This is a genomic window from Bacillus sp. EB600 (genome assembly GCF_024494385.1).
Classification (GTDB): domain Bacteria; phylum Bacillota; class Bacilli; order Bacillales; family Cytobacillaceae; genus JAEVLT01.
Window position 1 is genome coordinate 82272 of sequence record NZ_JAEVLT010000001.1, and the last position, 15009, is coordinate 97280.

Annotated in this window: 13 protein-coding genes and 1 riboswitch; of the genes, 4 read left to right on the forward strand and 9 right to left on the reverse strand. The window is 34.9% G+C overall.

The window, feature by feature from the left end; genetic code table 11:
• Window positions 1–7: 7 nt before the first annotated feature.
• The gene (gene ltaS / locus JN080_RS00415) at window positions 8–1966 is read right to left on the reverse strand and encodes a lipoteichoic acid synthase (protein WP_256233905.1); all 1959 of its coding nucleotides are present in this window, start codon (window positions 1964–1966) and stop codon (window positions 8–10) included.
• Between the two features lie 545 nt (window positions 1967–2511).
• Here ltaS and JN080_RS00420 point away from each other — a divergent pair.
• Window positions 2512–2700, forward strand: a complete 189-nt coding sequence (locus JN080_RS00420) for a hypothetical protein (RefSeq protein ID WP_256233906.1) — start codon at window positions 2512–2514, stop codon at window positions 2698–2700.
• 267 nt (window positions 2701–2967) lie between these two features.
• On the opposite strand, the gene JN080_RS00425 is transcribed toward JN080_RS00420, so the two are convergent.
• On the reverse strand, window positions 2968–3243 hold the full coding sequence (locus JN080_RS00425; protein ID WP_309144641.1) for a late competence development ComFB family protein: 276 nt from the start codon (window positions 3241–3243) through the stop codon (window positions 2968–2970).
• A gap of 139 nt (window positions 3244–3382) precedes the next feature.
• On the opposite strand from JN080_RS00425, the gene JN080_RS00430 reads away from it, so the two are divergent.
• Window positions 3383–3562 carry an H-type small acid-soluble spore protein gene (locus JN080_RS00430; RefSeq protein WP_256233907.1) on the forward strand — a complete coding sequence of 60 codons (180 nt, stop codon included), beginning with the start codon at window positions 3383–3385 and terminating at the stop codon, window positions 3560–3562.
• Between the two features lie 35 nt (window positions 3563–3597).
• Here the strand turns inward: JN080_RS00430 and JN080_RS00435 are convergent, their stop codons facing one another.
• The 7 genes from JN080_RS00435 to JN080_RS00465 form a co-directional block, all read right to left on the reverse strand.
• Window positions 3598–3759 carry a hypothetical protein gene (locus JN080_RS00435; protein WP_256233908.1) on the reverse strand — a complete coding sequence of 54 codons (162 nt, stop codon included), beginning with the start codon at window positions 3757–3759 and terminating at the stop codon, window positions 3598–3600.
• Window positions 3760–4231: 472 nt separating this feature from the next.
• Window positions 4232–5380, reverse strand: a complete 1149-nt coding sequence (locus JN080_RS00440; RefSeq protein ID WP_256233909.1) for a cation:proton antiporter — start codon at window positions 5378–5380, stop codon at window positions 4232–4234.
• A 265-nt stretch (window positions 5381–5645) separates the two neighbouring features.
• On the reverse strand, window positions 5646–6992 hold the full coding sequence (locus JN080_RS00445; protein ID WP_483861532.1) for a TrkH family potassium uptake protein: 1347 nt from the start codon (window positions 6990–6992) through the stop codon (window positions 5646–5648).
• Between the two features lie 98 nt (window positions 6993–7090).
• Window positions 7091–7747: a potassium channel family protein gene (locus tag JN080_RS00450; RefSeq protein ID WP_256233910.1), complete on the reverse strand. Its 657-nt coding sequence runs from the start codon at window positions 7745–7747 to the stop codon at window positions 7091–7093.
• A gap of 548 nt (window positions 7748–8295) precedes the next feature.
• Window positions 8296–8685 (reverse strand): sporulation protein, encoded by a 390-nt coding sequence (locus JN080_RS00455; protein ID WP_256233911.1) that lies wholly within the window; start codon window positions 8683–8685, stop codon window positions 8296–8298.
• 405 nt (window positions 8686–9090) lie between these two features.
• Window positions 9091–9233, reverse strand: a riboswitch (cyclic di-AMP (ydaO/yuaA leader).
• Window positions 9234–9442: 209 nt separating this feature from the next.
• Window positions 9443–10000 (reverse strand): hypothetical protein, encoded by a 558-nt coding sequence (locus tag JN080_RS00460; RefSeq protein ID WP_256233912.1) that lies wholly within the window; start codon window positions 9998–10000, stop codon window positions 9443–9445.
• 292 nt (window positions 10001–10292) lie between these two features.
• The gene (locus JN080_RS00465) at window positions 10293–11573 is read right to left on the reverse strand and encodes an ArsB/NhaD family transporter (RefSeq protein WP_256233913.1); all 1281 of its coding nucleotides are present in this window, start codon (window positions 11571–11573) and stop codon (window positions 10293–10295) included.
• 364 nt (window positions 11574–11937) lie between these two features.
• On the opposite strand from JN080_RS00465, the gene JN080_RS00470 reads away from it, so the two are divergent.
• Both JN080_RS00470 and JN080_RS00475 read left to right on the forward strand, forming a co-directional pair.
• A complete protein-coding gene (locus JN080_RS00470) occupies window positions 11938–13461 on the forward strand; it encodes a nitrate/nitrite transporter (RefSeq protein ID WP_256233914.1) in 1524 nt (507 codons plus the stop codon).
• Window positions 13462–13674: 213 nt separating this feature from the next.
• Complete coding sequence (locus tag JN080_RS00475; protein ID WP_256233915.1) at window positions 13675–14976, forward strand: NarK family nitrate/nitrite MFS transporter; 1302 nt, start codon at window positions 13675–13677, stop codon at window positions 14974–14976.
• Window positions 14977–15009: the final 33 nt, after the last annotated feature.

Sequence of the window (15009 nt, forward strand, 5' to 3'; positions counted from 1 at the left end):
TTCACTCTTAGTTGGCTTTCGCAGTCTTAGTCTTATCACCCTTAGGACCTAGATACTCATAATTATTTGGATCAATTGGAGTATAGCCATTCGGTTTGTAGAAACGTAATAAATCTTTATAAACAACTTCATCAGACATTTGTAATTCCACTTTTACCTTATTGTAAATATCCGTGCAACCACTATTATCACTGTTTAACAAGCCTGTTGAAGTGGAGTAGCACTTTTCATTTACTTGTGTTACATCTGGCGAAACAAAGTCACCGTTCCTAAACAAGGCCCAATTACGATGCTGTGGCGATAATAAATCTGAACCAAATTCCAGGTAGTCTTTTGTATCAATCCCTAGTAAATGAAGCAGCGTAGGACGGACATCTACTTCTCCCCCGTACTGGTGCTGAACTCCACCTTGGACCCCAGGAACGTGTATAAACAATGGTACCTCTTGTAATTGTGCATTAAGTGTAGGTGTTATCTGGTCTACACCTAATACTTTCTTCATTGCCTCATTATGATTCTCGGAAATTCCATAATGGTCACCATATAAAATAATAACCGTTTTGTCATATAATCCATCAGCTTTCAAATCATTAAAGAATTGCTCTAATGCTTGGTCCATATAATGGGCTGATTGGAAATAATTATTTACAACTGAATCACCAAAATCACCTGCAGGGAAATTTGTATCCCCTTGATCCATCTCAAATGGGAAGTGATTAGATAACGTAATAAACTTTGTGTAGAATGGTTGCTTCAAATTTTCAAGCATTGGCATTGATTCCTTGAAATAAGGAATATCCTTCATGCCATAGTTTTTCACATTTTGACCAGACATGTCATAATATTCGGCATCATAGAATTGATCATAACCAAGTGCCTTATACATAACATTTCGATTCCAGAACGTTTTGTAGTTACCGTGGAAAACAGCGGAACTATATCCATACCCTTTTAAAATAGCCGGTGCAGCTTGATATGTGTTCTGTGCTTTGTTTATAAAAACAGCACCTTGTGACATTGGATATAATGAGTTTTCCATTAAAAACTCGGCATCAGATGTTTTACCTTGACCTGTTTGATGGTAAAAATTATCAAAATAGAAAGTATTACCATCGCCGTTATGTGCCAGAGAATTCAAAAACGGTGTAACTTCCTGACCATTCAATTTATAGTCAATCATAAAGTTTTGGAAAGACTCTAACGAAACATAAATAACGTTCATTCCTTTCGCTTTACCGAAATAAGCAGGATTTGGCTGCGTATAGTTTGCTTTCCGATAGTTTTCAACGCTTGTAATATCACTTTCGCTAGCAAGTGCTCGCTGACTTGATGACTTAATGTTTTGAATAGCATCGTAGATGGTAAAGTTATAAGCACCTAAATACTTCACAATATAATTTCGATCAAAAGATCTAGATAACAATTGTGGTCGATCTTTTTCAGCTAGACCAAGGTTGAATAGAAAAACTGTAATCGAAAACAACAAAACAATTTTAAATGATTTTCGATTCGTTTCAGTAACTTTTTTAAATACTTTAATGGCTAAAAAAATTAATAAAATTGTATCTGTAAAATAAAAAAGATCAAACGGTGACATCAGTGATAAGGCGCTATCACCTAACTGACCCGTATTTGTCTTTGTCTGCATTAGGACAGGAACTGTTATAAAATCGTTAAAGAAACGATAATATACAATATTTGCATAAAGTAAAAAAGACAATAGAAAGTTAATAATAATCATTACTAGTTTTGTCCACTTTTTAAACAACAAAGCCAATCCAAAAAAGAATAATGCTGAACTTATTGGATTTATTGCCAATAAAAATTTTTGAAGTGTATTATCAATACCTAATTTAAATTCAATTAAATAAGCAGCATATGTTTTTAGCCAAAAAAGGATTACAGCTATCCCAAAGAATGTAAGATGGCTTTTGTTTAATCGCTGCCAGATTTTAAGATTTCCCATGTTTTGATTCTCCTCTCACTTACCAATTAACCCCGGTAAAAGAACCTAAATTACTATATCATATTTCAATCTAAATTGAAAACAAAAATAATGGTAATCCTTTCTGTCCATGACTATCTTGTGTTAGGCAAATGAAAGGATCTTGTTTGTCTAATTTTCTTTCATCAGTGCTTGACCATATTTCGAAAATAGTAGTATCCGCCTGTTTTGTTAAAGACTCAATTTATCAGCAATGCGGATAGGTTTTAAATAAGGATGTACATATACCATCTCACTATCCACTATACATATTCCACTTAAGTGCTGGAAATGAATAATTTTTGTATTAGTTAAAAATAAAAGCCTAAGGAATCATATTCTATTCCTTTGACTATCATAAACCCCTCCGGTTTCAAGCGCAATAAATTTATTAACATAGATTTAAAAGAATATTTTAGTTACTATTGTAAAAAATAGTGGAGAAAAAAATTTGTTGAATGGTGCTTTAAAAGGCAGCTCGTAAATAATGCGGACAATTTATTAATATTAAGAAAGGGGCGAATACTATGCCAAGAAAACGACCAAGTTTTACAAAAAGCCCATTTTTTGTCGAGGAACCTGGAAACTGGTATTTAGAGGAGGGTGCGCCAAGGGAGCTGCAAGCAGAATTCGAGGATTATATGGATTCTTTAGAAGAAATAGATGACCTTGGGACAATAAATGGTAATAAAATTGAGTTTCCCTATAATCGATAGACAAAGGCAGCTGTCATTTTCGACAAAAAGCAGGCTTCCGTTTTGCGTTCAACTATTTGCACCAATATTATTTGCCATGGCTTTTAGTAAAAACTAGATAGGAATAGATATAGATCGCTCCAATCCCAAGTACTAACGCTCCAAAGAAACGTTTCATTCCCAAACCCTTCTAAATATTATAGAAGAAAACGGAACAAGCCCGACCTAAAAATGCGGTCCTGTTCCTATTCAAATTTAGTTCTAAATATATTCGTTTTCCTTTGCTTCTTAATGCTTAGGATACTTTCCAACGACATGAATAGCTGAAATTAAGCGTTTGTTGATCCATTTTCGGTTTTCAACAGTATTCAGCATTTCGAAGACCTTTATTCTTGATTCCTGGGTTGTGACATAATGGCATGGCAACGTATTTAAACTGAGTGCAATAATATCATTTCGGCACTTAGAGCAATGACAAAAGGTCTGGTACTCCGGGCTTACCATTAATACCGTCACAAGTGTTGAAACAATTTCTTCCATAACGTTGACATAATCATTGTCCAAGACTTTCCCTCTTTCGTAGGTGCTATATGTATTTTATCACAGCAAAAACAGATTATGTTTTCTCATTGCGAATAATTATTGAATGATTTCTGCCATTACTACGAACAATAGTAATATTCTGTTAAAGGAGTGAATGGAAATGAATGCAAATAGGGTAAAGCAAATCCTCTCTTCTTCTGCTGATATTGAGGTCAAATACAACGGCACATCTATTTGGATTGATCAAATAAATGATGATGGTGAAACAGCAACTGTTCATTTACGAGGTCCGCTTGAGGAAAGAACTACGGTAGAAATTAAAGAACTTGTTGAAGAATAAGTAGAGTGGAAAAGGCAGGATAAACATATCCTGCCTTACGTCATATCTTCATTTTCTTTTTCTATGTCGCTTGGTTGCGGCTGTTCATTTTGTTCTATACTTTCTAGAACCTCTCTACGATACCTGCCTTGATCCATACCAGCACCAGGCGCTACGTTGGCTGCAGGTAGTTGTTCTAATTCCTTACCTCTTGGCATTAGCATTCACCCCTTTCAAGTTAATTTGCTCAAAATGCCATGATATTACCCATTAATCTTTTTCCTAAATAGACAATAATTGAAACAAAAAATCAACAAATTTCTCAAAAGGTATAATCCTCTTAATAATAAGTGTATTAATCTTTACTTTTTCCGAAACGATTAATATATTATTATTTTTTCTCATTTTTTATGTGTTTGTTATCCGATCATAATTTTTGAACCCGCAGTTCTAGGAGTAACAGATTGATACAAGGAAGCTAAAAGTTTCCCTAAAAACGATAATGGTTTTAATTTCTTAGGGTTTGTATATTCTAGGACATAAATACCGATTGCCCCGGCTATAACTAACACCAAGGCTTGTAACAAGCACCACTTTTGAATGTAAAGATAGCTTGCGCATCCTTTTAAACTCTTAAAGTTCATTTAGAATAATAAAGACGACCCCTTCAAGGATACTTATAATAACAGATTAAGATACATTTTTTACATTCATTTTCGATTTAAAGAATCCTTTCATCATTGGGGGGGTAACAATCGTTGTAACTAATACTACAACAACAATGACAGCAAACATTTCTTGTGAGAGCAGTTTAGTTTCTAATCCTATTCCTGAAATAATTAAAGCCACTTCCCCCCTAGATACCATAGCTGAACCGATTGCCAATGAGCTCCCTAAACCAAATCCAGACAATTTTGCCCCTACAGATGAACCAATCAATTTGGTCAGGATAGCTAGGATACTTAATATAACAATTAAGCCTAAATTTTCTGCAATGCCAGCAAATTCGGCTGTGACACCAATTGAAGTAAAGAATACAGGAACAAAGATTGAATAACTAATTGTTTCAACCTTGTTAAATACTTCCTCTTTAAATGTTGTTTTACTAATAGCCACCCCTGAAATATAAGCTCCAATAATTGCTGCTACTCCTGTGTATTCTGCTAAATATGCATACAGAAAGCAAATTATTAAAGCAGACGAAATGGCAGTTTCACTTACTTTTAATGATGAAAATTTACGTAAAAACAAAGGTACAAATTTCCATCCAACAAGAATTGCCCCTGCAAAAAATAACACTTTCTTTAAAATCACTGTGGTTAAGTTGACCTCTCCACCAGCAAAACTCATTAAAAAAGCCAAAGCAATGATTACCACTATATCATCAATCACAGCTGCCCCTAAGATTGTTGTCCCTTCACGGGTCTTTAATTGGTTCATCTCCTTCAGTGCTTGGACGGAAATACTCACGCTGGTAGCAGACAGCAGCAAGCCCAAAAACCACGATTGTATAGATGTAAGATTTAAAATGATCCCTATAATGTACCCTAAAACAAGTGGAACGATAATTCCGCCCATCCCTACAAACGCTGAGGCTTTTCCAGATCGTTTAAACTCATCAATATCTGTTTCTAAACCTGCAATAAACATGAGTAAAATAACACCAATCTGACTAAATTCCGCTAGAGTTTCAGTCTCATTTATTAGACCGAGAGCTGATGGTCCCAGCACAATTCCTATCAGGAGTTGACCCAGGACGGCAGGTTGCCCCAATCTTACGCTTATGCTCCCAGCTATCTTGGCTGTAACTAAGATAATGGCTAATTGAAGTATTAACACCATAAATTCCACCTTTCATTATAATCTTTTCTTTTAACATAAAAAAACATAAAAAAAAGAGCCTGTTACCAAAGGACATAATAATCCCTTGGTGACAGGCTCCTCCAAGTCTTCTATATTTAAATATATTTTAATTGTACCATATCTGGGATAATTTTAACATCCAACTTTTGGTTCATTAAAAAAGAGCTGTGAACAGCTCTTTTTATTATTTAACTATAAGTAAATTGCAAATATTTTTTTAATAGCTACATTTAAAATATTTTTACCCAATCATTATTTTTTCTTCCGCGTATTTTATTTTTGCTTCCTTCTTATTTGACATAAGGGCGAAAGCCATGGTTAACGGTCCAAGCCTTCCAATAAACATCATAATGGTAATCAAAACTCTTCCAATTGGTGTAAGATTCCCTGTTAATCCTTCTGATAAACCAACTGTTCCAAAGGCAGAAATCGATTCAAACAGAATTTTATTCATATCTGCTTTTTCTGTATAAGTGAGTAAAAAGAAAATGGTAAAGATAAAAATTATTGCAATAACAGCAATTGACAAAGATTTATTCACCAATTTCCATGAAATTCTTCTTCTAAAAATATTCACATTATCTCTATTTGTAAGAACCGTCCAAAAAGCCAGTAGAATAATAGCGAAGGTTGTTACTTTTATTCCTCCCCCAGTGGAACCTGACGACGCCCCAATAAACATTAATACCATTGTAAAAACTTGAGATGAAAGAGTCATTTTTCCAATATCAATTGTATTAAATCCTGCTGTGCGGGGAACTACACCCTGGAAATAAGATGCCCATAATTTATCCCCTATTCCAAGTTTACCTATGGTTTTAGGATTATGAAATTCTGAAACAAAAATGATAATCGTACCTATTATGATGAGAATTAAGGTCATAACTAAAGCAACTTTTGAATGCAAAGATATTTTTCGAAAAGATTTTTTTTGCCATATATCCATAATCACTGTAAACCCGATGCCGCCAGTAATGAATAGAAGAGTGATTACTATATTTACAGTGGGGTCCCCAACCCATTTACTTAGACTATCAGTTTCAAGACCAAAACCTGCATTATTAAAGGCAGAGATCGAATGAAAAATGCCGTAATAAATGGCCTTTCCCCATGGCATCTCATATGACCAGCGTATGGCTAAAACCAAGGCACCGAGAGCTTCTACAATCAATGTAATTCTGATGATTCGCAAAACAAGCTTTACAACTCCTGACAGTGTCAATACATTTAATGAATCCTGGAGAAGCAGCCTCTCTTTTAATCCAATTTTCTTTCCTAGAATGATAAACATAAATATCCCTATGGTCATAAATCCCCATCCGCCAAACTGGATTAAAATAAGAAGGACTATTTGACCAAATAGAGTAAAGGTTGTTCCGGTATCTACAACAGCCAATCCTGTAACACATACTGCAGAAGTTGCCTCAAACAAGGCGTCAATGAAGTGAAGGCCCCTTCCTTCCTCCACTGTAGAAAATGGCAGCATTAGAAGGAGAGTACCTACTAAAATAAGACTGCCAAACCCTATTACAAGGATTTGTGATGGGTGTAATTTAATAAGATTACCTTTTCTTTTTATTGATTTCACTATGTATTCTCCCCTTATAATTCCTAATAAAGTGAAATGTTAGTGTGTAAAATCCATAACAAACAACTTTAGTGGTTATGCTTTTCAACATATTCCGCTTAACTAACATGGGAGAATTTTTGTAAATCTTCATTTTCCCCAATTACAATCAAGATATCATCTGGTTCCAGTGCTCGATCCGGATTTGGTAAGATATCAATTTTATTGTTATTTTTAATAGCAATTACGGTTATGTTGTAATTTGCCCGCATATTTATTTCACGAAGGTTTTGGCCGTGCATACTTGCAGGAACTTTGATTTCTTCCATACTATAGTCCTCTGCAAGTTCAATGAAATTTAAAACATTAGGAGATGACATCAACTGATGAGCAAGTCTTTCTCCCATGTCCCTCTCAGGAAAAATCACTCGATCTGCTCCAACTTTATTCAAAACCCGTCCATGACTATTGTTGATCGCTTTTGCCACTACATGCTTTACTCCCAATTCTTTAAGTAAAAGTACAGACAAAATACTGGCTTGAATATCATCACCTATAGCTACAATGACTGTACTGAAATTTCTGATTCCTACCTCTTTGAGTGTTTGTACATCCGTTGCGTCTCCTATAACTGCATGGGTTAAGCAATCTTGGTATTTTTCGATGTTCTCTTCATTTTTATCAATGGCTAATACTTCATTTCCTTCATTAAAAAGAGCAGTGGCAACACTTGAACCAAATCTCCCCATTCCAATTACAACATATTGTTTTCGCACTATTCCAACCTCCTATTTTTCGGACATTAATATTTCTACATTACATTAATAACTTATATATACATACATCATTGAAATGAAAATGGAAACAAGCATAAGTGGGAAACTCACCTTTAAAAACTTCAAAAAGGTTATATGATATCCAGCCACCTCAAGGTTGGCACTTGCCCCAATCAATGTTCCATTTCCTCCTTAGCAAGCACCAATGGTTATCACTCCTTATTTTCTAATAAGGTCACTAATTAATTTGTTTCTTTTTGTATTTAGATTCTACTGTAATTTACATATTATCCAATGAATATAATCTGGATTAAAGTGATTAAGCTTTTCGCTTTTCATCTGTCAAAAAAAAAGCCACCATAAGGTGGTATTCATATCGCCTCCGAATAAGCATTGAGAATAAACACTTTAAAGATATGACAGGAAATAAAGTAACAGATAAACAACTTCAATTTTTAAAGAATCCCATTCTTGATAATGTTCAATTTTCTACCTATAATTATGATTCTTCAAAAATTCAAAGAGGATCTCATCCCAAATCTTTAAAATCATGGCTCGTCATTGATAATAATAGGAAGGCATTGTGTAATACTCTTGGAGTTTTCAAAAACAATTCTAATAATTAAAGTATATTGAAAGGAATTAATACCTTTATTTATACTCTCAGGTATATAAAATAAAAAAGGAATGATTTCTGATTTGTTAGGTAAACTAGAATAAGTAAATAAAACTGTTTGGCTATTAATGGTTTCCTCTTTAAGAGATTTCGTATCAGTTCCAATTAAATCAAGATCATATCGTTTTACTTTATTTTTTAAAAGACCACCCTTGACCTCAATGTTACCGTTTATATTGTTTCCAACTGTATACACTTTTTTGTCAAGTTGGATGGTTGCTTTAGGTAAACCAATATTCATTTTCATCATACCATTCAACATCCGTATCATCACCTGTCTTGATGTTATTTCCCTTGGAATTACTAGATTAGGGAAACATGCATATAACTTTTTAATTAGTGAGTTCCTGTAAATTTTCTAATTTCATTTTGTTTTAGAGTTTCATATTTTGATTACACCAAAAAGATATTAAATTTGATTAGAGAGAAATCTAACTCAAAAAAATAAATAGACCAATGTTTTCTTTTTACCAAGATTGAAAACAAAACTCTCTTTTGGCATTTAACATTTATTAGTCTACTTAACACCCAGATAGCAAATTATGCTCTCTTTGTGTTCCGTCTCCCATGTATCCTCTATAATAGGCATCAAAAAAAACCTACTTTTTTCTTCAAGCTCCCTTTTTGCTAAGAAAACAAAAAAGCCCCCTGAATTAGGCGGTTTTTAAACCTCCTTCGCTATAGCCGACGAAGTTAGCTGACGGGTAGGATGGCGAAAGAGAAATCTCATCCTTTCTACAAAAAGTAGAATTAACCCCCAAAAATTGGTTCCTCCGTTCCCTTTATATCGGGATTAGACCTTATATTTAATTAAAAATTCAACATGAGGTTATTTTATCTCCATTCGAAAAAGCTGTAAAGAGTTATTTTTATCATATTACTTGACATAGGCTATTTTTTAATAAAAATCTACTTTTTCTTGAGATTGCTCATGATTCTGAAAAATTTCGAACAATATTTAATTAAGATAGGACTTGGCGAAAGACGAGACCATATAATTATATTCTTTAAAAAAATACTTAAATTTTCTCTTGAATTTCGCCAAGTTTTAAATTGATATTATGTTCAACATTAATTAAATTTAAAAAATTTTTTAAATCATTTTCGGTTTCGCAAACATGTATACGTTCGATCCAAATAGAATAAACTTTTTTTGTATACATGAAAGTATGCATGGGAAATGGTTGATTGATCTTAATACATACCATCCCACGCTCCAATCCCTTTAAAGGCTTATTAAATATTGAAATAAAGGGCAATTTGGATCTATTTTTCCAGTTTTCGTTTTCTTGTGCTGTTCTGATGCATTTATATATTTCTGAAATTTCATCATCTTCTTTAATGTAGGTTCTCCAACCTGCTTTCTCCACTGAAACTTTTATCTCATTCTGTTGATCGGCAAACCAATAGCCTAAAATATATCTTTTCCCATCCATTAACTTCCAAACTGCTCCAAACATTCTATAACGTAAAGTATGGGGATCAAGAAATCCTCTCTTACAACAAAAATAAATTGGTTCGTGGGAATCCAAAAGATAACGGGTTGTAAACCTATTCTCATAGGTAAGTTTACTCATTGGACAGCTCCCTTAAGATCATTAGAAAAAATAACTAAATCAGAAAAAGAATATACTCTTTAAAAAGCTTGTTACTACCAAAGGCTATTTTAAATTCTTTCCAAAACCTTTTTGAAAATATAGAAAGTTGGGATTTTTATTTTATTGTTTTTGTTGGTCAGCAACCACCAATACATTCATATGTCGTACCATTAATATAGATCAATCTGCAAGGACTCATTGGGAGGAAATAACCAAGGGTTCTGTTGTTCAATGATTGTTAAGAGAACCTCTTGATTCACGATTAAATTGCTCACATTAAATATCTTAGATAAACATATATTGAAGAAATCAATATCGAAAGGATCATTAACGGGAAACCAACAATTAAAAACTTCATAAATGAAATATGATAACCGGCCTTTGAAGCTAAACCAGCAACGACCAAATTGGCACTTGCCCCAATTAACGTTCCATTTCCTCCTAAGCAAGCGCCAAGAGACAAACTCCACCAAAGTGGTTCCAAATTATGTATACCTAAATGCCCCATTTCTTTAATGAGAGGGATCATAGTTGCTACAAATGGGATGTTGTCAACAAAAGCTGAGATTATCGCGCTCATCCATAAAACCAAGAAAGTGGAGGAGGTTAATTCTCCTCCTGTTAAAGCCATCGCTTTTTTTGCTAATGCTTCAATTAGGCCCGTCTCTACCAAACCTCCAACTATGACAAACAATCCAATGAAGAAGAAAAGTGTTGTCCATTCTATTTTTTCCAAGGCGTTAATTAAATATTTGTCGCCGGTCAGTAAAAGTAACAGAAATGCGCCAATGAGAGCAATCGTAGCGGTTTCAACATGGATGAATTGATGTAGGAAAAAACCGCATAGGGTCAACGTTATAATCGTTAGGCATTTCTTTAATAATACTCTGTCCTTCAGCTCCATATGCGCACTTTTTGCTAATAAATGTTCTTGTAATTCCTTCGTAGTTGTTAACTTTTTCCTATAAAAGAAAGCTAATATCATAACTGTCATGATTAGGATAATAAAGTTTATAAATGCTAAGTTATCAATAAATGATAAGAACGTCAGCTCCTTAACCGCACTTCCGATCATTAAATTAGGAGGGTCCCCTATCATTGTCGCTGTACCTCCAATATTTGAAGCAAAAATTTCCGATAATAAATATGGAATCGGTGGAACCTTTAATTGATGTGTGATACTTAATGTTACGGGAACAACTAACAAAACAGTCGTTACATTATCTAGTAAAGCCGAAGCTATGGCTGTGAATAAGCTTAAAGCCACTAATATTTTAATCGGACTTCCTTTTACTTTTTGGGCTGCCCCCACGGCAATAAACTCAAAAACACCCGTTTGGGCCGTAATTCCGACAAGGATCATCATACCAACTAACAATCCAATTGTATTAAAATCGATGTATTGAACAGCTTGCTTTTGCTCCAAAATACCCAGAGCAACCATTACAAGTCCACCAAGCATGGCAATGATTGTCCGATGAATTTTTTCTGATATAATCATCGCATACGTAAACAAAAAAATAATTAACGCAAGTACTTCATGTGACCCCATTGACTTTCCTCCTATTTTCCTAAATCATTTTTACAGCATAATAATGGTATTTTTCAATCCAAAAATTCTTGCTACAGTAATTAAATATAAAGAAAATATACTACTCATTTCATTTTATGTAAACATTACCTACACCAGGCGGCTTCTTTATAAAATGGGATAGTTGTTTCCTATATTAATTTTTATTTCTATCTATCTGCATTGGAAGCCTTTACAAAAAAGTTTTATTTTTGTGAACTTTTTCATAGTAATATTATCAATTAAAATCTATAATACACGGAAGAAACTCCCATAATAAACAGGCAGTCTTCACAGTTGATAATGGAAAGATTTTTAAGCAGAAATGCTTCTAAGGGGGATAAGAATGAACCAAGGAACAAAACAATTATTTATTCAAACTAGTAGTTTAATCGGAGGATTCATGGTATGGGTACTCATTTCCTCACTAATGCCATACATACACACTGATATTAAACTCACATCAACTCAGCAAGCTTGGGCAACTGCCATACCTGTGATCCTCGGTTCCGTACTTCGAGTACCTATCGGGTATTGGACAAATAAATATGGAGCGAAAACCTTATTTTCGCTAAGCTTTTTGCTCTTATTGCTCCCTATTGCATTAATTAGTTATGCGCATTCCCTTTTCATGCTACTGATTGGAGGGTTTTTGCTCGGAATTGGCGGAGCTGTATTTTCAATTGGGGTAACATCTTTGCCGAAGTATTATCCGAAAGAAAAGCATGGATTTATCAATGGTATCTATGGAGCTGGTAACATTGGTACCGCCATTACTTCCTTTGCTGCACCTGTTATGGCTAACGCTTTTGGATGGAGGTCAACGATTCAGATTTTTCTTCTTATTGTTTTCGCGTTTGCTGTTATCAATTTCCTATTTGGTGACAAAAGTGAACGTAAAGTAGATAATTCATTAACGGAACAAATGAAAGCTGTTTATCGAAATCCCAAATTATGGTTATTAAGTCTATTTTATTTTATTACTTTTGGATCATTTGTTGCCTTTACGATTTATCTGCCCTCCTTTTTGGTTAATCATTTTGCATTAGACAAGGTTGATGCAGGTTTACGGACTGCTGGGTTCATTGCTCTGGCAACAATTTTCAGACCTGTGGGTGGGTGGCTTGGAGATAAAATGAACCCCTTCCTTATTTTAATGGCTGTTTTCTTTGGTCTTACTTTTGCGGGTTTTCTGTTGTCCTTTACGCCTTCTCTCCCGATTTATTCGTTTGGATGCCTATTAGTTGCTTTTTGTGCTGGTATCGGAAATGGAGCCATTTTTAAATTGGTACCATTATATTTTTCAAAGCAAGCTGGAATTGTAAATGGAATTGTTGCTGCAATGGGTGGGCTTGGCGGCTTTTTTCCACCATTAATCCTGACGATTTTGTTCAATTTAACGGGGCACTACGCAATTGGATTCATGTCATTATCTGAATTTTCATTAGCGAGCTTAGTGCTGGTTGTATGGTCGTATTACCAAGATAAATTGAATATCTCAGCAAAAATTATTGACTATACTGATGAAGGCATTTGTATTACTGATACGAATGGAATCATTCAAAAAGTTAATTCCGCCTTCACAAGAATAACAGGCTATCATGAAGAAGAAGTGATTGGAAAAACACCAAGTGTCCTCCAATCCGGGGAGCATGACCAAAGTTTTTATAAAAGTATGTGGGATCAATTGCTGTCTACCGGAAAATGGAAGGGAGCAATTTGGAACAAACGAAAAAATCAAGAGATTTACCAGGAGTGGCTGACGATTACTGCCATAAAGGATGATGCAGGTGAAACAAAAAGCTTTGCAGGAATGTTTAAAGAAATGAACGAAATTGAAAGAGAATATGAGAACAAGAACAAACTTTAAAAACTTTCTTCGGAAAGTTTTTTTTTTATCTCCAAAATGCTAAAAGGCGCTTCTGCTTTTCGTTTTTTTACAACTTTATGTCTTTCGGTCTATATTCACAATTCCTTCACTATTTTTGTGAGGTACGTCACAAGTTTAACCCTTCCCTCTGCTTATTATTATCAGTGTTAACACTGAATCAGTTAAAACATTGTTACTATTGGAGGTAAATTTATGGCACGCATAAACTATTGGAATCCAGAAGATGAAAAGTTCTGGAGTAAAGAAGGAAAAAAACATGCGAATAGGAATTTATGGATTTCTGTTCCATCCTTAATGCTGGCATTTATTGTTTGGCAAATCTGGTCTGTTGTGGCGGTTCGGCTTAATGATGTTGGTTTCCACTTTACCGAAGATCAGCTGTTTAGCCTTGCAGCTATTCCAGGACTTGTTGGCGCAACACTTCGATTTTTTTATACCTTTGCTGTAGGAACGATCGGTGGGAAGAATTGGACGGTTATTTCAACCGCAATTTTGGCTATTCCAGCAATTGGAATCGGATTTGCTGTTCAAAATCCGCATACACCGTTTTCGGTGATGCTCGTCCTTGCAGCCCTTTGCGGTCTTGGTGGCGGAAACTTCTCGTCTTCTTCTGCCAACATCAGTTTCTTCTTTCCAAAAAAAGAGAAAGGTACTGCGCTAGGAATTAATGGCGGTTTAGGAAATCTAGGTGTATCTGTAGTCCAATTTATTACCCCTTTAATCATTACTTCGGGAACCTTTGCCATTGTTGGTGGAAAACAGATTTTAACGAATGGTCAGCATGTTTGGTTACAAAATGCAGCATTCATTTGGGTGATTCCAATTGTAATCGTAACCATTCTAGCACTATTCGGCATGGATAATGTTCCAGGAGCAAAACAATCCGTCGCTGAGCAATTTGTAATTGTTAAACGAAAGCACACGTGGATTATGACTGTTCTTTATGTTGCAACATTTGGTTCGTTTATTGGTTACTCTGCTGCATTCCCTCTCTTGTTAAAATCTCAATTTCCTGAACATCTGTCACTTGCCTTTCTAGGTGCACTTGTTGCAGCAGCAGCAAGACCGATCGGCGGCTGGCTGGCCGATAAACTGGGTGGAGCAAAAGTTACAGCCTATGTCTTATTCATTATGGGCATTGGGGCAGTCGGTGTTATCTACTTTTTAAGTGGAAAACAATTCGCAGGCTTTTTGCTTTCATTCCTACTTCTTTTCTTAGCATCTGGCATTGGTTCTGGATCGACATTCCAAATGATTCCAAGTATTTTTGTTCCAAAAGAAGCAGCACCCGTTATTGGTTTTTCTGCAGCCTTCGCTGCATATGGTTCCTATTTTATTCCAAAGCTTTTTGGTTGGTCTGTAAAAGCTACCGGAACCCCTGTAACTGCCTTTTACTTCTTTATTGGATTTTATGTGATCTCCATTGCATTGAACTGGTATTATTATCAAAGAAAGAGCACAGAAGTGAAATCAATAGTCGAACAAGCCGGGTGATTTCCGGCTTTTTTTTTTAAACTGCCAGCAGGC

Excerpts from the sequence above, each read along its gene's own strand:
- ltaS (WP_256233905.1), bottom strand. The coding sequence starts at position 1,966 with ATGGGAAATCTTAAAATCTGGCAGCGATTAAACAAAAGCCATCTTACA.
- JN080_RS00435 (WP_256233908.1), bottom strand. The coding sequence starts at position 3,759 with ATGCCAAGAGGTAAGGAATTAGAACAACTACCTGCAGCCAACGTAGCG.
- JN080_RS00455 (WP_256233911.1), bottom strand. The coding sequence starts at position 8,685 with ATGTTGAATGGTATGATGAAAATGAATATTGGTTTACCTAAAGCAACC.
- JN080_RS00420 (WP_256233906.1), top strand. The coding sequence starts at position 2,512 with ATGCCAAGAAAACGACCAAGTTTTACAAAAAGCCCATTTTTTGTCGAG.
- JN080_RS00475 (WP_256233915.1), top strand. The coding sequence starts at position 13,675 with ATGGCACGCATAAACTATTGGAATCCAGAAGATGAAAAGTTCTGGAGT.
- JN080_RS00465 (WP_256233913.1), bottom strand. The coding sequence starts at position 11,573 with ATGGGGTCACATGAAGTACTTGCGTTAATTATTTTTTTGTTTACGTAT.
- JN080_RS00470 (WP_256233914.1), top strand. The coding sequence starts at position 11,938 with ATGAACCAAGGAACAAAACAATTATTTATTCAAACTAGTAGTTTAATC.
- JN080_RS00430 (WP_256233907.1), top strand. The coding sequence starts at position 3,383 with ATGAATGCAAATAGGGTAAAGCAAATCCTCTCTTCTTCTGCTGATATT.
- JN080_RS00460 (WP_256233912.1), bottom strand. The coding sequence starts at position 10,000 with ATGAGTAAACTTACCTATGAGAATAGGTTTACAACCCGTTATCTTTTG.